Annotated in this window: 17 protein-coding genes; 8 read left to right on the forward strand and 9 right to left on the reverse strand. The window is 60.2% G+C overall.

Features of this window, described 5'->3' with window-relative positions; translation table 11 throughout:
- Positions 1-132 precede the first annotated feature (132 nt).
- From sixA to HX805_RS08140, 3 genes are read right to left on the reverse strand one after another with little or no spacing between them, the layout of a single operon-like run.
- A complete protein-coding gene (sixA, locus tag HX805_RS08130; protein WP_177116747.1) occupies positions 133-582 on the reverse strand; it encodes a phosphohistidine phosphatase SixA in 450 nt (149 codons plus the stop codon).
- The gene (locus HX805_RS08135; protein WP_003210547.1) at positions 579-926 is read right to left on the reverse strand and encodes a DUF4389 domain-containing protein; all 348 of its coding nucleotides are present in this window, start codon (positions 924-926) and stop codon (positions 579-581) included. Before HX805_RS08135 ends, sixA begins: the two co-directional genes overlap by 4 nt.
- 10 nt (positions 927-936) lie before the next feature.
- Positions 937-1962: an NAD(P)H-dependent glycerol-3-phosphate dehydrogenase gene (locus HX805_RS08140; RefSeq protein ID WP_003210548.1), complete on the reverse strand. Its 1026-nt coding sequence runs from the start codon at positions 1960-1962 to the stop codon at positions 937-939.
- A 195-nt stretch (positions 1963-2157) separates the two neighbouring features.
- Between HX805_RS08140 and HX805_RS08145 the strand changes: the two genes are divergently transcribed.
- From HX805_RS08145 to fabB, 5 genes are all read left to right on the forward strand, one after another.
- Positions 2158-4290: a TonB-dependent siderophore receptor gene (locus HX805_RS08145; RefSeq protein ID WP_085984626.1), complete on the forward strand. Its 2133-nt coding sequence runs from the start codon at positions 2158-2160 to the stop codon at positions 4288-4290.
- Between the two features lie 20 nt (positions 4291-4310).
- Entirely contained in the window at positions 4311-5222 is a 912-nt protein-coding gene (locus HX805_RS08150; RefSeq protein ID WP_052024261.1) for an ABC transporter substrate-binding protein, read from the forward strand.
- Positions 5219-7120, forward strand: a complete 1902-nt coding sequence (locus HX805_RS08155; RefSeq protein WP_008430252.1) for an ATP-binding protein — start codon at positions 5219-5221, stop codon at positions 7118-7120. Before HX805_RS08150 ends, HX805_RS08155 begins: the two co-directional genes overlap by 4 nt.
- Positions 7121-7368: 248 nt before the next feature.
- Positions 7369-7884: a 3-hydroxyacyl-[acyl-carrier-protein] dehydratase FabA gene (fabA, locus tag HX805_RS08160; protein ID WP_003210552.1), complete on the forward strand. Its 516-nt coding sequence runs from the start codon at positions 7369-7371 to the stop codon at positions 7882-7884.
- Positions 7885-7895: 11 nt separating this feature from the next.
- Positions 7896-9116 (forward strand): beta-ketoacyl-ACP synthase I, encoded by a 1221-nt coding sequence (gene fabB / locus HX805_RS08165; RefSeq protein WP_003210553.1) that lies wholly within the window; start codon positions 7896-7898, stop codon positions 9114-9116.
- A 506-nt stretch (positions 9117-9622) separates the two neighbouring features.
- On the opposite strand, the gene HX805_RS08175 is transcribed toward fabB, so the two are convergent.
- Both HX805_RS08175 and HX805_RS08180 read right to left on the reverse strand, forming a co-directional pair.
- The gene (locus HX805_RS08175; protein ID WP_003210555.1) at positions 9623-11248 is read right to left on the reverse strand and encodes a methyl-accepting chemotaxis protein; all 1626 of its coding nucleotides are present in this window, start codon (positions 11246-11248) and stop codon (positions 9623-9625) included.
- A 148-nt stretch (positions 11249-11396) separates the two neighbouring features.
- Complete coding sequence (locus HX805_RS08180) at positions 11397-12401, reverse strand: amidohydrolase family protein (RefSeq protein ID WP_008434016.1); 1005 nt, start codon at positions 12399-12401, stop codon at positions 11397-11399.
- Between the two features lie 140 nt (positions 12402-12541).
- Here HX805_RS08180 and HX805_RS08185 point away from each other — a divergent pair, with 140 nt between their 5' ends.
- Together HX805_RS08185 and HX805_RS08190 are read left to right on the forward strand one after the other, a co-directional pair.
- Positions 12542-12958 carry an OsmC family protein gene (locus HX805_RS08185; protein ID WP_003210558.1) on the forward strand — a complete coding sequence of 139 codons (417 nt, stop codon included), beginning with the start codon at positions 12542-12544 and terminating at the stop codon, positions 12956-12958.
- Positions 12959-13022: 64 nt separating this feature from the next.
- On the forward strand, positions 13023-13895 hold the full coding sequence (locus HX805_RS08190) for a pirin family protein (protein ID WP_102369648.1): 873 nt from the start codon (positions 13023-13025) through the stop codon (positions 13893-13895).
- Between the two features lie 135 nt (positions 13896-14030).
- Here the strand turns inward: HX805_RS08190 and HX805_RS08195 are convergent, their stop codons facing one another.
- From HX805_RS08195 to HX805_RS08210, 4 genes are all read right to left on the reverse strand, one after another.
- The gene (locus tag HX805_RS08195) at positions 14031-14759 is read right to left on the reverse strand and encodes a dienelactone hydrolase family protein (protein ID WP_087694452.1); all 729 of its coding nucleotides are present in this window, start codon (positions 14757-14759) and stop codon (positions 14031-14033) included.
- Positions 14760-14825: 66 nt separating this feature from the next.
- Positions 14826-16730 carry a molecular chaperone HtpG gene (htpG, locus tag HX805_RS08200; RefSeq protein WP_003210561.1) on the reverse strand — a complete coding sequence of 635 codons (1905 nt, stop codon included), beginning with the start codon at positions 16728-16730 and terminating at the stop codon, positions 14826-14828.
- An 89-nt stretch (positions 16731-16819) separates the two neighbouring features.
- Positions 16820-17272, reverse strand: a complete 453-nt coding sequence (locus HX805_RS08205) for a PaaI family thioesterase (protein WP_087694453.1) — start codon at positions 17270-17272, stop codon at positions 16820-16822.
- Entirely contained in the window at positions 17269-17745 is a 477-nt protein-coding gene (locus tag HX805_RS08210) for a PaaI family thioesterase (RefSeq protein ID WP_003210563.1), read from the reverse strand. Before HX805_RS08210 ends, HX805_RS08205 begins: the two co-directional genes overlap by 4 nt.
- Before the next feature lie 157 nt (positions 17746-17902).
- Here HX805_RS08210 and HX805_RS08215 point away from each other — a divergent pair, with 157 nt between their 5' ends.
- Entirely contained in the window at positions 17903-18145 is a 243-nt protein-coding gene (locus tag HX805_RS08215; protein WP_003210564.1) for a hypothetical protein, read from the forward strand.
- Positions 18146-18289 lie beyond the last annotated feature (144 nt).

An 18289-nucleotide genomic window follows, 5' to 3' on the forward strand; every position in this document is an offset into this window, starting at 1 on the left:
GCGAGGCACCGAGTGGTGGGGCAAAGCGTTTTTTGGTTACTTTTTTAGGCGTTTGTAAAAAAGTGACCCGCTGTAAGAGCGGAACCATAAGCAGCCGTTACCGCAGCAACGGATATGTACCCAAAACCAACATTAAGGATTCCGAACACTCAAAAGACTCATCAACCCCGCTAACGGAAAGTCCCCTTCCAACTCCGCCAGACCCGCCGTACTCATAGGCTGCGGCTGCCGAAAATGCCCATGCTGCAAATAACTGATCAGCCCCCCCACAAACGGCTGATGACTAACCAGCAACACATCATCGTCATTGTCGAGATGCTTGAGCACCTCCAACGGATTACTCTCCGGCGTCAACCAAGGCACAGTGCGGACATCCGGCTCAAACCCCAACGCCTCCCGCACCAACTGCGCCGTCTGCTGCGCCCGCACATACGGACTGGCAATGATCGCCCGAATCGGCTGCCCGATCAGATGCGCCGCACTGCGCAACACCTCATCGCGCCCATGGGCCGTCAAATTACGCTCGGCATCCGTACGCGCATGCCCCTCGGCCTCACCGTGACGCAACACCCACACCTTCATAGCTTGGGTTCCTCATCACGCGCCGGATGCGGTGCAGGCGGCACACTGTGGGCAGCCTCACCTTCCGGTGCACGGGGCGTCGGCCAATCTGCAAACGGCCAAGGCTTCTGATCACTGTGAAAACTGCCAAACCGCCCAATCTGCGCCAAAAACTGACTCAGGCTGTCACCAAAATTCATCAGCCCCAGGTTCGGCGCCCCATACACCAGGCGATAAACCAGTTGCACCACCACCAGCGCGCCCAGCAGAAACTGCGCCACTTGCCACACCAGGGCAAACACCAGCATCCACAGCACACGCAGGCCAATGGATTCGTACTTGGGAGCTGCTTTCGGATCGTTCATGACGCGTTCCTCAGTTGAAACCACTGGTGGAAATAAAGTCGACATCGGTTTTAGGCTCGGCGCGCATCAGCAACTCGATGACCTGGTTCAAGGTGCGCCCTTCAAACAGGATCGCGTGCAACCCGGCAACCAGCGGCATATACACCCCGACCTCCTGAGACTTGGCCTTCAGCACCTTCAGGGTGTTGACGCCTTCCGCCACTTCGCCCAAACGCGTCACGGCGTCTTCCAGGCTCAAGCCCTGGCCAAGGGCAAAACCGACCTGATAGTTGCGGCTTTTCGGTGACGAGCAGGTGACGATCAGGTCGCCCACACCCGCCAGGCCAAGGAAGGTCATCGGGTTGGCGCCCTGATTGACCGCAAACCGGGTCATCTCGGCCAGGGCGCGAGTGATCAGCATGCTCTTGGTGTTTTCACCCATGCCCAGCGCAACCGCCATGCCGGCGATGATCGCGTAGACGTTCTTCAACGCCCCGCCCAGCTCGACGCCGAAACGGTCGGCACTGGCGTACACGCGGAAGGTGCGACCGTGCAGCACCTCCTGCACCCGCTCGCAGAGTTCTTCGTCTTCACTGGCGATCACCGTGGCAGTCAGCGCGTGCTCAGCCACTTCCCGCGCCAGGTTCGGCCCGGACAACACGCCAATCCGCGCTTCGGGGGCGATTTCTTCAAGGATCTCGCTCATCAACTTGAAGGTGTGCGCCTCAATGCCCTTGGTCAGGCTCACCAGCAGCTTGCCCGCCAGCCGCTCGGCATGGGGTGCAAGCACCGAACGCAAAGCGCTGGAGGGCAGCGCGACGAAGCACAGGTCGCACTCGTCCAGCGTCGCCTGTAAATCAGTCACCGGCTCCACGGCCGGCAGAATCTTGATGCCTTTAAGGTAACGGGGGTTTTCCCGGTTGACCCGAATGGCTTCGGCTTGCTCGGGGTCACGCATCCATTGGCGCACCCGGTGACCATTTTCAGCCAGCAGATTAGCCACGGCGGTACCAAAACTTCCGCCTCCCAGGACCGCAATAGGGCGCTGTTCAGTCATATGCAATCCGTTAATCCATAGCAGTGGCGATGGCCGCATTATACGGAGCGACCCGCCTGCGGCCAGCCCCCGCGTCAATTCAAACGCTTGTCGGAAAATGCGACATTTGTGCGAAGTAATTACAGGGCCGACGACTGGCAAAAGGCCCCACCTCAGTTAACATGGGCGGCTATCCGTAATTATCAAGGCCGTGCCGTGTATTTGGGCCCTCCTCCTCGCTCATCCCTTCTGCTGACGTTGTTGTGCATGCCGTGGTGCAGTGTGCCGGTGCTGGCTGACGACCTGTTCCTCGACAGCCAGCCGCTGCCGCAGGTGCTGACCGCCACCCGGCTCAAGCAATCGGCCGCCGCCGTGCCCGGCAGCATGACGGTGATCGACAGCGAGCTGATCAAGGCCAGCGGCGCACGGGATATCCCCGAACTGCTGCGGCTGGTGCCCGGGATGATGGTCGGCTACACCACCGGCAACCAGGCCGCCGTGAATTACCACGGCACCCAGGCGGGCGATGCGCGGCGCATGCAGGTGTTGATCGATGGGCGCTCGGTGTACCGCGCGGGCCTGGCCACGGTGGACTGGAGCGATATTCCGGTAGCCCTGGAAGACATCGACCGCATCGAGGTCTTCCGCGGCCCCAATACCGTCAGCTACGGCGCCAACGCGCTGATGGCCGTCGTCAACATCCTCACCCGCTCGCCGGCCAACAGCCATGGCACGCGGATGAAACTCACCCAGGGCGGCCGAGGGATCAACGACTGGTACGCCAGCCAGGGCATGGGCTGGGACACCGGCGATTTGCGCCTGTCACTCTCCGGTCAACAGGACGATGGCTTTGACAGCGACCGCGTGGGCGCTGACCGCCGCGACGGGCGCCGCCTGAACCGCTTCAGCCTGGCCGTGAGCCAGACCCTGAATGCGCAACAAAGCATCGACTGGCAACTGGACGCCAAGGAAGGCACCAACCAGCGCCCTTACACCTACCAACCAGTGTTCGACGGGATTACCGAAGGCGGTAACAATTCCGACGTCAGCGCCAAGGACTATGCCGGTTCCCTGCGCTGGAACTTCGATTTCAACCCCGATCACAGCCTGTATATCCAGGGTTCGGCCCAGCAGTGGGATCGCCGGCAGATCTGGCGCGCGTGCGATGCCAAGGTCTCGTTCAGCCCGGAACTGACGCAGCTGTGGCAGCTCAACCCCAACTATGCCGAGCGACTGGCCCGGCACATGAACAACTTCAACCCAGGCAACCTCCCACCCGGCAGCGCCGCCGAGCAGGCACTGGCCCGCCAGGTGCTCCAGCAATGGGGAGACGGCGGCAAGGACCCGGTCTGCGGCAACATCGACCAAAGCACCAAGGAAAGCCGCTACGACCTGGAGCTGCAAGACACCCTCAGCCTGTCCGACAGCCTGCGCCTGGTCAGCGGCATGAACTACCGCTACGACCGCGCCGACTCCGACACCTACTTCAACGGCACCCTGGACGACACCACCTGGCGCCTGTTCGGCCACCTGGAATGGCGGGCCAGCGAACACTGGCTGCTGCAGGGCGGCGCGATGTACGAAGACACTCACCTGAGCGGCAACTCGCTGACGCCACGGGTGGCCGTCAACTACCTGATCAACCCGCGCCACGGCCTGCGCGCGGTGTACTCCGAAGCCATTCGCTCCCCGGACATGTTCGAGAACAACGTCAACTGGAGCTACCGCGTCACCAACCTCAGCTCGCCGGCCTACGGCCAGAACTCCGGCCAATACTTCGTGGTGACCCGCGGCCCGGGCAACCTCGACAAAGAGCTGATGCGCTCCCGGGAGCTGGGCTACAACGGCTTTTTTGCCGACATCGGGCTGAACGTCGACGTGAAGCTGTTCTACGACGAAATCAGCGAAATGGTCAGCGAGCCGCTGCGCAACAACCAGTACATCGCCAGCAACTCGAACAGCTCGCGCTTTACCGGCACCGAAACCCAGCTCGACTGGCACATGAGCACCGCCGACCGGCTGCGCGTCACCTATGCTTATGTGGATGCCAGCGCCACCAACCCCCTGGACAGGCAGCAGACCGCGCGCAACAGCGGCTCGGCCGGCTGGATGCGGGAATGGGGCCATGGCTGGTCCAGCGCGGTGTTCTACTATGGCGACGATGCGCTCAACCAGTATCGCTTCGAACGGGTCGACCTGCGGGTGGCCAAGCGCATTGCCTTGGGCAAAGCCAACGTGGAGCTGGCCGGCATGTTGCAACAACGCCTCGACAATCAGCCCACCACCTGGCCCGACAACAACTATGACCAACGCCACGTGCTCTACTTCAGTGCGGAGTTAGAGTTCTAGTGGACAGCGACTCGTCACGGATGACCCTGCCCTTTACCGCCCGGCTCTGGCGGTGCTGTGTGTTGCTTGGGGTTTTACTGTTCGGCGCACCGACATGGGCAGCGGATATCCTGCTGACCGCCGACGAAGACGGCCCGGGCGTACAAACATTCGTCCAGGCCCTGGCCCTGCAGCGTCCCGAAGACAGCGTGAAGTTCACCCCGCTCAAGGACCTGCCCGCCCCCGCAAACTTGCCGACCAGCACCCGCCTGATCCTGCTGGACCTGCCCAGCCTTGACTGGCGCCTGCAAGACGCCCAGGGCCCACCGACCCTGGTGCTGCGCATCAGCCGCCTGCAAGCGCGCCAGCGCCTGGGTGCCACGTTGCCTGCGAAGATCAGCCTGCTGTGGAGCGACCCACCGCTGGACCGACAACTGCGCCTGATCACCGGCATCCTGCCTCAGGCCCGGCGCATCGGCGTGCTCTATGGCATCGACAGCGAGTTCCTGCTGCGCGAGCTGCGCCAGTACGCCGCGCCCATGGGCCTGGAGATCGTGCCCCAGCTTTGGGAAAACATTAATGACAGTCGCCCGCTGCAAAGCCTGTTCAAGAACAGCGACGTCTTGCTGGGGCTGGATGATCCCCAGCTGTACAACCCGAAAACCGCGAAAAACCTGCTGCTCAGCAGCTACGCCAGGCAATTGCCACTGGTCGGGCCCAACGCCGGGTTCGTCAAGGCCGGCAGCCTGGCCAGCACCTACAGCGATCAGACCGACTGGCTGGATGTGCTCGACCGCCTGCTGGATCATGCGCCGGCCAGTTGGCCGCGCTCGCTGTACCCGGAACGTTTCAAAGTCGTAGGCAACCCGCAGGTTGCGCGCTCACTGGGGATCGAACAGGTGGACGAAACCAACGTCGCCGCCCGCCTGGCCGAAGGAGAAAAACGCCCATGACATTTCGTCGCCGTTGGGACATCAACACCCGGACCCAGCTCATTACCCTGGGCCCGGCACTCCTGCTGACGCTGCTGTTGATCAGCTTCTTCACCTTCGTGCGGATCCAGGACCTGCGCCAGGAACTGGACCACACCGGCCAGTTGATCGCCAACCAACTGGCGCCGGCCACCGAATACGGGGTGATTTCCGGCAACAACGACGTGCTTGAAAGCCTGTTGCGGGCCACCCTCGCCACGCCGCACGTGCGCTTCCTGGAGATTCAGGACAGCGCAGAAAATATCCTGGTGTATGTCGAGCAACCGTCGGAGAAGCACGATCGCTCGCTGTCGGTGAAAGTCTTCCAGGCGCCGATTCGCCTGCAACATATCCAGCTGGGCAATGACTTCTTCCAGGACAGTACTGCCGAGCCCAAGGCCCCGCGCGCGGACTACCTGGGGCGAGTGATTGTCGGCATGTCCAACGATGCGTTCAGCCAGCGCCAGCAGGAAATCCTGTTCAAGGCCGGGATTCTCGCGCTGTTCGCCCTGCTGTTTACGTTCCTGCTGGCCCGGCGCCTGGCGGCCAGCCTGTCGCAACCGATCAGCGCCATGGGCAATGCGGTCAAGGCGATCCAGCAGGGCGATTACCAGACGCCGCTGCCCATCGTGGATGACTCGGAGCTGGGCGACCTGTCGCGCCACATCAATAACCTCGCCGATGGCTTGAACCAGGCCAGTCGTGAACAGCACCAGGCCATGGCCCAGTTGATCCAGACCCGCGAAGAAGCCGAGCGGGCGAACAATGCCAAGTCGGACTTCCTGGCAATGATGAGCCATGAATTGCGCACGCCGATGAACGGGGTGCTGGGCATGCTGCAACTGCTGGAAACCACCGACATGACGGAGGAACAGACCGAATACGCGGCGCTGGCCTCGGAGTCCACCGAACACCTGCTGAAGGTGATCAACGACATCCTCGACTTCTCGCGCATCGAGCGCGCGGCCCTGGAGCTTGAGCACATTCCGTTCGACCTGGTGGAGCTGATCGGCAGTTGCGCCCAGGCCTTCCAGCACGCCGCCCAACAACGCGGGCTGGCGCTCGAAGTGCCGATCCCCCAGGGCCTGGGCTCGCTGCAGGTACAGGGCGACCCGACCCGCATCCGGCAGATTTTGGTGAACCTGATCGGCAATGCCCTGAAGTTCACCGAGCAGGGCACCGTCACCGTCGAACCCCACTGGCAGACCCTGGACCATGAATTGCTGTGGTTCACCTGCACCGTGCGCGATAGCGGGATTGGCATCTCCGCCGAGCGCCTGGAACTGATGTTCGATGCGTTCCAGCAAGCCGACAGTTCCATTTCAAGACGTTACGGCGGCACCGGACTGGGACTGCCTATCGCACGCACCCTGGCCGAACGCATGGGCGGCACCCTGCGCGCCCAGAGCGAAGAAGGCCACGGCTCGGTGTTCACCCTGGAAATCCCGCTGGCGATCTACCAGCAGAGCTTGCCGGTGCTCGCGCCGAATACCGAAGGCAATGGCCGTGCGGGCGAAGGGCGCAACGTGTTGCTGGTGGAAGACAACCCGGTCAATCGCACGGTGGTCGAAGCCATGCTGCGCAGCCTGGGGTTCGAGGTGAGCATCGCCACCGACGGCGCCGAAGCGATTCGCAGCGCCGAGAGCCTGATTTTTACCGCAATCCTGATGGACTGCCGACTGCCGGGCATCGATGGCTACGAGGCTACCCGGCAGATTCGCCAGTTGCCCGGTTGCGCCGAGCTGCCAATCATTGCCCTCACGGCCAATGCCTTGCAGGGCGATCGCGAAGCCTGCCTGGCAGCTGGAATGAACGATTACCTGGCAAAGCCGTTCAAACGCACGGATTTGCAGCAAATCCTGCAGAGATGGGTGCAGTAACACGGTGCCATCAGCCAACTGCGACTGGCGTGAAAGACGAAAGTGCGGCAGTCTTAGGCACCCGAACGGGCCCGTAAACCGGCCCGGTTTATAATTTCAGTGCACAAGTGTACATTCATGACCTTGACGCTGTGACTTTCACTACAACGCAATAGTCTATGTGTAGGCTGCCGATATGAGGCATGAACGCTTCAGTCGGCCGGGAAGATTTGCCCTGCCCTGCCGCATGGGATTATTGAGGAGCTCGCATGACCAAACAAAACGCCTTTACTCGGGAAGACCTGCTGCGCTGCAGTCGCGGTGAGCTGTTCGGCCCAGGTAACGCGCAACTGCCCGCCCCGAACATGCTGATGGTGGATCGCATCACCCATATCAGCGAAGAGGGTGGCAAGTACGGCAAAGGTGAATTGGTCGCCGAGCTGGATATCACCCCTGACCTGTGGTTTTTCGCCTGCCATTTCGAAGGCGATCCGGTGATGCCGGGCTGCCTGGGCCTTGACGCCATGTGGCAGTTGGTCGGTTTCTACCTGGGCTGGCAAGGCCTGCCGGGCCGCGGTCGCGCCCTGGGTTCGGGCGAAGTGAAGTTCTTTGGCCAGGTCTTGCCGACCGCCAAGAAAGTCACTTACAACATTCAAATCAAGCGCGTCCTCAAGGGCAAGCTGAACCTGGCCATTGCCGATGGTTCGGTGACTGTCGACGGTCGCGAGATTTATACTGCCGAAGGCCTTCGGGTCGGCGTATTCACTTCCACTGACAACTTTTAAGGGTTATCCGCATGCGCCGCGTCGTTATCACTGGTCTGGGCATTGTTTCGTGCCTGGGCAATGACAAAGAGACCGTCTCCGCTAACCTGCGTGCAAGTCGCCCTGGCATCCGCTTCAACCCGGAATATGCCGAAATGGGTCTGCGTAGCCAGGTTTCCGGCTCCATCGACCTGCCCCTCGAAGAGCTGATTGATCGCAAGATCTATCGCTTCGTCGGCCACGCAGCCGCTTACGCCTACCTGGCCATGAAGGACGCGATCACCGATTCCGGCCTGAGCGAAGACCAGGTGTCCAACGTACGCACCGGCCTGATCGCCGGTTCCGGTGGCGCGTCGACCTTGAACCAGATGGAAGCGCTGGACATCCTGCGCGAGAAAGGCGTCAAGCGCGTTGGCCCGTACCGCGTCACGCGGACCATGGGCAGCACCGTTTCCGCCTGCCTGGCCACGCCGTTCAAGATCAAGGGCGTGAACTACTCGATCTCCTCCGCTTGCGCCACCAGTGCTCACTGCATCGGTACCGCTGTAGAGCAGATCCAGTTGGGCAAGCAGGACATCGTGTTTGCCGGCGGCGGTGAAGAAGAACATTGGAGCCAGTCGTTCCTGTTCGACGCCATGGGCGCCCTGTCGACCCAGTACAACGAAACCCCGGACAAAGCCTCCCGCGCCTATGACAAGAACCGTGATGGCTTCGTCATTGCCGGCGGTGGCGGCATGGTGGTGGTCGAGGAGCTGGAACACGCCCTGGCCCGTGGTGCGAAGATCTACGCGGAAATCGTCGGCTACGGCGCGACGTCCGACGGCTACGACATGGTTGCGCCAAGCGGCGAAGGCGCCATCCGCTGCATGCAGATGGCCATGTCCACCGTTGATACCCCGATCGACTACCTGAACACCCACGGTACTTCGACTCCGGTCGGCGACTCCAAGGAAATGGAAGGCGTGCGTGCGGTATTCGGCGACAAGGCTCCGGCGATCAGCTCTACCAAGAGCCTGTCGGGTCACTCCCTGGGCGCCGCTGGCGTTCACGAAGCGATCTACTGCCTGCTGATGATGGAAGGCAACTTCATGGCAGGTTCTGCCAACATCGAGGAACTGGACCCGGACGTGGCTGACATGCCTATCCTGACCAAGACTCGTGAAGATGCGACCATCAATACAGTGATGAGCAACAGCTTCGGCTTCGGTGGCACTAACGCCACCCTGGTGCTGAAACGCTGGCAGGGTAAGTAAGCTCTCGCAGCTTGATCGCCTGAAAACGCCCCGACTGGTTCGGGGCGTTTTTTTACCCGTTTACCGCGCTTACAGTGGCTCACTTTTGAAAGCCGGAATGCGTGCCCAGTCAAAAGTAAGCAAAACGCTCTTGCCCGATCACTCGGCACCTCGCTCAGGCTTGAGTGTTTAGAAGCAAAATCAAAAGCTAAAACGGGCACGGTCCAATGTGGGAGCGGGCTTGCTCGCGAAGGTCGTTAACGATGACGCTGGCATCCTGATTCAACGCGGCGTTCTCAGGTTTTCGCCGGCAAGCCGGCTCCGACAGAAAAGCGGTTCTGCTTTTGCTTCTAACACTCAGGTCGGCTTCCAGGCCGCCGTGCTCTTGCTTTTGATCTTAGGCGCCCCGCCGACAGGCGGGGCAGAGCGCTTTGGTTACTTTGCCGCTTTTTTGCAAAGTGACTCGCTGTAAGAGCGAAACCATAAGCCGCCGTGACCGCAGCAACGGATATGCCCCCCCCAACAACCTAAACCGAAAACCGAGCCACCATCGTGTTGAGATCCACCGCCAACCGCGACAACTCCTGGCTCGCCGCACTGGTCTGGTTCGCCCCCGCCGACGTCTGCTGTGCCAAATCGCGAATATTCATCAAATTGCGATCCACCTCCCGCGCCACCGCCGCCTGTTCTTCCGAGGCACTGGCAATCACCAGGTTGCGCTCGTTGATCAGGGTAAACGCCGAAGCAATCTCCTCCAGCGCCGTCCCCGCAGACTTGGCGATATCCAACGTTGACCGCGCCCGAGTATTGCTCTGCTGCATGGAGCTGACAGCCTGATCAGTCCCCTGCTGAATCCCACTGATCATCTGCTCGATTTCCTGGGTCGACTGCTGCGTACGATGGGCCAAGGCCCGCACCTCATCCGCCACCACCGCAAACCCACGCCCGGCATCCCCGGCCCGCGCCGCTTCGATGGCGGCATTCAGCGCCAGCAAATTGGTCTGCTCGGCAATCGAACGAATCACATCCAGCACCTTGCTGATGCCATACACCTTCTGCGCCAGGTCCTCCACCTGAGTCGCATTGGCCGTCACATCATCCGCCAGGGACTCAATCGACAACACCGTCTGATGCACCTGCTCGCGCCCGTGCTGAGCGATACGATCCGACTCCCGCGATGCCTGGGACGTAGCCACCGCGTTGCTCGCCACCTCCTCCACCGCCGCCGTCATCTGGTTCACCGCAGTAGCCGCCTGCTCGATTTCCTGACTCTGCTGATGCAACCCACGGGTGGCATCTTCGGTCACGCAACTAAGCTCTTCGGAAGCCGACGCCAACTGGCTGGACGAATCGGAAATACGCCGAATGGTTTCCCGCAGGCTCTCCTGCATGCTTTTCAGCGCCTGCTGCAAACGCGCCGGCTCATCCTGGCCGCTGACAGTAATCACCCCGGTCAGATCGCCACTGGCCACACCCTGGGCGACTTTCAAAGACTGGGATAACGGCAGCACAATACTGCGGGTCAGCAACAATGCCAGGCCGATGGTGATCAGCGCCGTCACGGCAATCATGCCAACCACCCAACTGCGCGATTGCGTGAACACACTTTGCGCCAGGCTCGCCGCCTGATTGGCACTGACCTTGTTCAACGTCACCAGCTCACGCAGGGTACCGGCCAGTTCGTCGGCCAACTGGTTCATCTCGCCGTTGACCACCTTGATCGCGTCTTCCAACTGATTCGCCCGGGAAAACGCCATCACCTGTTCCTGGCGCTGCAGGTAACGCTCTTCCTCGGTTTTAAAGCGATCGAACAGCACCCGCTCTTCAGGCAGCACGATCAAACCTTCATAGAGGGACTGAGCCTTGTGCAGGCCGCTTTTCAGCTCGGTGATTTTCTGCTCATTCTGCGTGATCGCCTGCGGGTCGCGGTTAAGCAGCAGCCGCAACGTCAGGGCCCGCACCCGCAGCAGGTCCTGATTCATCTCGCCCACCGCCATCACGCTGGGCAGCCAGTTGTTTTCCACCTGGTCAGACTGCTGGCGCATATTGCCCATCTGCAACAAGGCGAACCCGCCCAGGGCAAACACCATCAGCGCCAGCAAACCAAACCCCAGGCCGGCGCGAGGGGCGATATTCAGACTTCTGATATTCATGCTCGGAATCCTTCCAAAAGCGCTGCATCCACCTGCAGCGGGCTCTTGAAAGGTATCGGCGAGTTGAGACGTTTGCCTAAGACGAAAACGCGATATCAAAACGCCTTATGATCGCCCCGCCCCGGCTGTAGCGATTCAGCTAAACCCATCACCTGGGCTTGGGCAGAATCGCCAGGAAATTGTCCCGCGCGACCTTTCTGGCCACATCCTCAGGCAACGCATCGAGGAACGGGTCAAAGCTGCGCATTTCCTTACCGAGCTTGTTGAAGCGTCCTACTACGTCTGAGCCAAGCATGAAGCGATCCGGGAAGCGCTCCACCAGCTTTACCCACTCAGGGCGTGCCTTTCCCGCCTCATCCAGCAAGTAAGGCGTGAGCACGCTCCAGGACAGGTCGACGTACAGGTTCGGGTAAGCCTCCAGCATGCGCGCCAGGGTCGGCAGCAAAAAATCCATCTGCGTCTGGTGCCGATGGATCTCCATGCTGCTGCCCGCATGGGCCCAGATAAACCGGGTGTGCGGGTGATTACGCAGCGGCTCTTCCATTTCCGCCAGGTACAACGGATTTTTCTCACGCTTGGAGGTGATGTTGGAATGCACCATCACCGGCAGATCATTCTCCGCGGCCAGGTGATAGATGCGGGTCATCGCCTCGTTGTTGGCCCTTGGGGTGTCGCCGGAGGTCAGCGCGGTCAGGTCGTCGTGACGGGTGAAGACTTCGCCGATGCCTTGCCAGAGCCCAGGATTGAGGTCGAGCATGCGCTGGATATGGGATGCGGCATTTTTATCGTTGGGATTGAAACCACTGAGGAACGGATGAAAGCGCTGACGTTGCTCCGGGCTCAATTTATTGACCGCATCGGCGACGAACACGTCGGTGGCGCTGTACCAATAGGCGTCGGCGTCGTCCCCGGCGTAATAGCGCGGCCGCTTGGGTTCGTCCTCATGCCATTTCTTGGCCACCGGTATGCCGGAAATCATCACATGCTCGATGCGATTATCGGCCATGGCCTTGAGTAATTTATCCATGCCCGCCGACTCCTGGAAGAAATCGACGTAATGCAGGTGTGCATCGCTGTAGGCATAGTCGCGAGCCTGCACCGCAAGGCTTGCGGCGGTCAGCAACAGGGCAATACTCAGGCGGGTCCGGCGCACGGGGGTATCTCAAACAAGGGCTAATGCCGGTAGACCTCGGACCGCGCCTGCGGGTTCAGCGGTAAACAACGGGGAACACCAACGTGCCAGCATGCTCTATAACTGCATGAGCTTCTTCCTGCCACCCTGTGAGGTTTGCCATGCCTGTTACCGTGAACACGCTGAACGCCGAAAACTTCCGCCACAGCGTCAATATCAATAACCACGAGCTGTTTACCGACCTGCCCAAGAGCCTGGGCGGTGACGATTCGGCGCCCTCCCCCCACGATTACTTCGACGCCGCACTGGCGTCCTGCAAGGCCCTGACCGTCAAGCTCTATGCGCAGAAAAAAGACATACCGCTGACCGGCGTGACCGTGGAAGTCACCCATGACAGCACCGAAGAGCAAAAGGGCAAATACAAGCTCAACGTCAAACTGACCCTCAAGGGCGTACTCACTGACGAGCAGCGCGACGAGCTGCACCGCGTGGCGGATCGCTGCCCGGTGCACAAGCTGATGACCACGGCCGAAGTTACCATTGAGACCCGGCTCTCCGAAGGCGCCTTCAGCCAGTAGCGGCAACCTCCCGTCGAGCGGGTTATGCTCAGTACCATCAGACCCGCTCAGACTGGGAAGCACCATGACCACCGTGACCGTGATTCGCCCGCGCGCCGAAGATGTGGAAGGCCAACCGATCCTGCGCCCACTGCCCTCCAGGCAATGCCGCAGCGTCGGGCCTTTCGTGTTTTTCGACCATATGCTGCAAACCCGTTATGCCCCGGGTACCGGCATGAACATTCGCCAACACCCGCACATCGGCCTGTCTACCCTGACCTACCTGTTTGAAGGCGAACTCCTGCACAAGGACAGCCTCGGCTCCGATCAGGTGGTCAAGGCCGGGGACGTCAGCTGGATGACAGCCGGCAGTGCCATTGCCCACGTTGAACGCAGCCCCGAGGCGTTGAAGGCCAGTGGTTTCAGCCTGCACGGGTTGCAAGTGTGGCTGGCCTCCCCCAAGGAACATGAACAAGGGCCTGGGCATTACAGCCATCATCCAGCCGCCAGCTTGCCGGTGAGCGATAACCTCGGCGTGCAGATTCGCCTGATTGCCGGCAATGGCTTTTGCCTCGAATCGCCGGTGCCGGTGTTGTCGCCCACCTTGTATGCCGAGGTGCGGATGCAGACGGCTACCACCCTGCTGATCCCGGATGAGCATGAAGAACGGGCGGTGTATGTGCTGGAGGGTGAGGCGCAGTTGGATGGCGAAGCGCTGGAGGTGCATAGCCTGGTGGTGTTGCCGGCAGGCGCAAGCATGGGGCTGTTTGCCGAGACTGATTGCCACCTGGTGGTGTTCGGCGGCGCGGCGCTGGATGGGCCACGGCGGATTAACTGGAATTTTGTCGCGAGTGATCCGGCGTTGATCGAGCAGGCTCGGCAGCGTTGGGCGGCTGGGGATTGGCCGACAGTGCCGGGGGAAAGTGAGCGGATCGAGTTGCCTCTAGGCAAGGCTTAAGCGCTTTATTGCCTGTGAAACAGCCTTCGCGAGCAAGCCCGCTCCCACATTTCGACCGCGTTCCTTCAGGATGTACACGGTTAAAATGTGGGAGCGGGCTTGCTCGCGAAGGGGCCAGCTCAGGCAACCGAACTATCAGCCCTTGAACACTTCATCCAGCAAGTTATGCATCGACTGAAAGGCCCGCGCAGCGGTCTTCGCGTCATACATCATCTTGCCCGGCACATTCGCGTGCGGGTCGGTAAACGAGTGCACCGCACCGCCGTAGCTCAGCAATTGCCAATCCACACCGGCGGCGTTCATTTCGTCTTCAAACGCCGGCAGTTGCTCCTTCGGCACCAACGGGTCGGAAGCACCGTGCAACACCAGCACGGAACCCTTGATGTTTTTTGCATCGGCCGGGTTCGGCGTGTCGAGGCTGCCGTGGAACGAAACGGCAGCTTTCAACGTTGCACCTGTACGTGCCAGCTCCAGGGAGCAGCAACCACCGAAGCAGAAACCAAAGGTCGCCAGCTTCGAGGTATCCACCGCCGCTTCAGTCTGGGTTTTCAGGTGATCAAGCGCGACCTGCATGCGCTTGTTCAACAGCGGCCGGTCATTCTTCAACGGCATCATCGCCGCACCCGCTTCATCGCCGTTCGAAGGGCGGACGGTTTGCCCGTACAGGTCGGCAAGCAGCACCACGTAGCCCTTGCTGGCCACGCTCTTGGCGATCTCTTCAGCGCCGGCACTGACACCCATCCAGTTCGGCGCCATCAACAACCCTGGCAGCGGGCCCTTATGACTGGCATCAAATGCCAGGCGGCTTTCATAAGACTGGCCATCAATCTGATAGACCACGGAACGCACGGTGATTTGGCTCATCATTTACTCCAGGTGAAAGGCTCCAGAACGAAAAAACCCGCCGAAGCGGGTTTTTCTACAACGGTGTTAAACCGACAGTTCAACCAACAGCTTGTTCAGTCGGCGCACATAAGCGGCCGGGTCTTTCAGGCTGTCGCCGGCAGCCAGGGCTGCCTGGTCGAAGAGGATGTGCGACAGGTCGCCAAACCGCTCTTCGCTCTGCTCGCCGTCGAGTTTCTCGATCAGCGGGTGAGCCGGGTTGAATTCGAAGATCGGCTTGGAATCCGGAACCTTCTGACCGCTGGCTTCCAGGATCTGACGCATCTGCATGCCCAGGTCCTGCTCGCCGATGGCCAGGATCGCCGGGGAATCGGTCAGACGGTGGGAAACCCGCACTTCGCTGACGGCATCGCCCAAGGCGGTCTTGATTCGCTCAACCAGACCCTCTTTGGACTTGGCCACTTCTTCAGCGGCTTTCTTGTCTTCTTCGGAATCCAGGTTGCCCAGGTCCAGGTCGCCGCGGGCGACGTCAACAAAGCTCTTGCCGTCGAAGTCGCTGAGGTAGCTCATCAGCCACTCGTCGATGCGGTCGGTCAGCAGCAGCACTTCGATGCCTTTCTTGCGGAAGACTTCCAGGTGCGGGCTGTTCTTGACCTGAGCGTAGGTTTCACCGGTCAGGTAGTAGATCTTGTCCTGACCTTCCTTGGCGCGAGCCAGGTATTCAGCCAGGGAAACGTTCTGCTCGCCGTCGTCACCGTTGGTCGATGCGAAACGCAGCAGGCCGGCGATTTTTTCCTTGTTGGCGAAATCTTCTGCCGGGCCTTCTTTCATGACCTGGCCGAAGTTTTTCCAGAAGCCCTTGTATTGCTCAGGCTCGTTTTTCGCCAGCTTTTCCAGCATGTCGAGGACACGCTTGGTCAGCGCCGACTTCATCGAGTCGATGATCGGGTCTTTCTGCAGGATTTCCCGCGACACGTTCAGCGACAGGTCGTTGGAGTCAACAACGCCCTTGATAAAGCGCAGGTACAACGGCAGGAACGATTCCGCCTGGTCCATCACGAACACGCGCTGCACGTACAGCTTCAGGCCTTTCGGTGCTTCACGCTGGTACAGGTCGAACGGAGCACGGGCCGGTACGTAGAGCAGCGAGCTGTATTCCAGCTTGCCTTCGACCTTGTTGTGGCTCCAGCTCAGCGGGTTTTCGTAATCGTGGGCAATGTGCTTGTAGAACTCCTGGTATTCCTCGTCCTTGACTTCGGTACGAGGACGGGTCCACAGGGCGCTCGCGCGGTTGACCACTTCCCATTCCTGGGCTGGGGCTTCTTCGCCTTCGGCTGCCGCTTGTTCTTTCGGCAACTCGATCGGCAACGCGATGTGGTCGGAGTACTTCTTGATGATATTGCGCAGACGCCAGCCATCGGCGAACTCGTCTTCACCGGACTTCAGGTGCAGGACGATGCGGGTACCACGGTCAGCCTTGTCGACAGTGGCGATTTCAAATTCGCCCTCGCCCTTGGAAGACCAATGCACGCCTTCGCTGGCGGCAAGGCCGGCACGGCGGCTGAATACTTCAACCTTGTCGGCAACGATGAAGGCCGAGTAGAAGCCCACGCCGAACTGGCCGATCAGGTGCGAATCTTTCTTCTGGTCGCCCGACAGGTTCTTCATGAAATCAGCGGTGCCGGATTTGGCGATGGTCCCCAGGTGGGTGATCGCATCGTCACGGCTCATGCCGATACCGTTGTCTTCGAGGGTGACGGTTTTCGCGTCCTTGTCGAAGCTCACACGGATTTTCAGTTCCGCGCCACCTTCCAGCAACTCAGGCTTGGACAGGGCTTCGAAACGTAATTTGTCGACAGCGTCAGAGGCGTTCGAGATCAATTCGCGAAGGAAAATTTCCTTGTTGGAATACAGCGAATGGATCATGAGGTGCAGCAGTTGCTTCACCTCGGTCTGGAAGCCCAGGGTTTCCTTTTGAGTTTCCACACTCATGGTCATCAAACTCCAATTGGATGGCAGTGGCCGCGCCCTTGAGGGTTGGCGGCGGGTTGTCATCAAAGTTGGGGGCTAAGACCAGGATTTCAAGGGCGAGCCGGTTCCTCAATCTTGAAATGCGCACGGGCGGTGGCAATCGGTTCGGCCTGGGTACTTTGCCATGCGGTGATCGCCACATTGGCCACCCGCCGGCCCTGGCGCCACACCTGGCATTTGGCGTAGGTGTCGCGAAACTGGCCGGCGCGCAGGTAATCCAGGGAGAAATCGATGATCTTGGGAACACCAGGCGCACCGGTGAAAACCAGCAAATGCAAGGCTGCGGACAGCTCCATGAAGCCCGCGATCACCCCGCCGTGGATCGCCGGCAATATCGGGTTACCAATGTTGTCCTTGTTGGCCGGCATGCGGAACAGCAATTCATCCCCCAGGCGCGTGCATTCGATACCGATCAGCCTGGCGTAGGGAATCAGGTTGAGCAGCGCCTCATAGTTGCCCCGTTCGTGGGCTTGCTGCAGACGGGTTTTGAACTGATGTTTCATGCCTGTTCTCCCTTGATTGCATTGCCCAGGCCCTGGCTGCCCTTGAGGCGCTTGCCCATGCGCATGAACGTGCCCACCACGTGGGCAATCGGTTGCTGCGGATCGTCCTGGTAGGCGAAGCCGCGGGTGAAGATCACGTCGGTGGTCACCCGGTAGCACTGGGCAAAGCCGAATACCGGTTTATGGGGCTCGGCCGGGTGCATGTAGTCGATGCGCAGGTCCAGGGTCGGGCAAACCTCGAACTCCGGCAGTACGCACAAGGTAGCCATGCCACAGGCGGTGTCCATCAAGGATGTGATGGCGCCGCCGTGGATCACGCCGGTCTGCGGGTCACCGACGATATGCGGAGCATAGGGCAGCACCAGCGTCATGCCGTCCTCACTGGCGGCGTGCACCTGGATGCCCAGCACCTGGCAGTGGCGCAAGGCTGAAACAAAGCGCGTGGCACGGGATAAAAGAGGATTTTCGGTCATTCGTTAAAGACTCTTATTAGTGTGGAGCCGGCGGAGTAGACAACCTTGCTGAAAGTTCCCTAGGGAAAAGCCTTATATATCTGTGAGATTTAAGGAACTAAGCGTTGGGCATAGGCTCGAAAGGCCAGTAGATATCTTCAATAAGGAGAAACACCCCATGCGCAAGACTTTAGCTATTTCCATGATGCTGGCTGCTGCCCTCGGCCTCGCTGCCTGCGACAAAAAATCCGAAGACAAAGCCCAAGACGCCGCAGCCCACTCTGAGCAAGCTCAAAAAGACATGGCGAAAGCACAGGATAAAGTGAACGACGCTGCGAAAGAAAACGCCGATGCTGCCAAAGCTCAGGCTGAATCGAACGAAGCTGCAGCGAAAGAAGCAACACCTGCAACCGGTTCTTGAGTCTGACGACTTGAACACTGTGACTTGAAAAGTCATGTTGCAAAAGAAAGCCCGCTTAATAGCGGGCTTTACTTTGTCCGGTGCTTTTAACCCGGCCGGGCAGCTCGAAACTTCGAACTAAACCTCGGCACAAGTTAGTGGCTA

This window comes from Pseudomonas sp. G5001, assembly GCF_013385475.1.
GTDB lineage: Bacteria > Pseudomonadota > Gammaproteobacteria > Pseudomonadales > Pseudomonadaceae > Aquipseudomonas.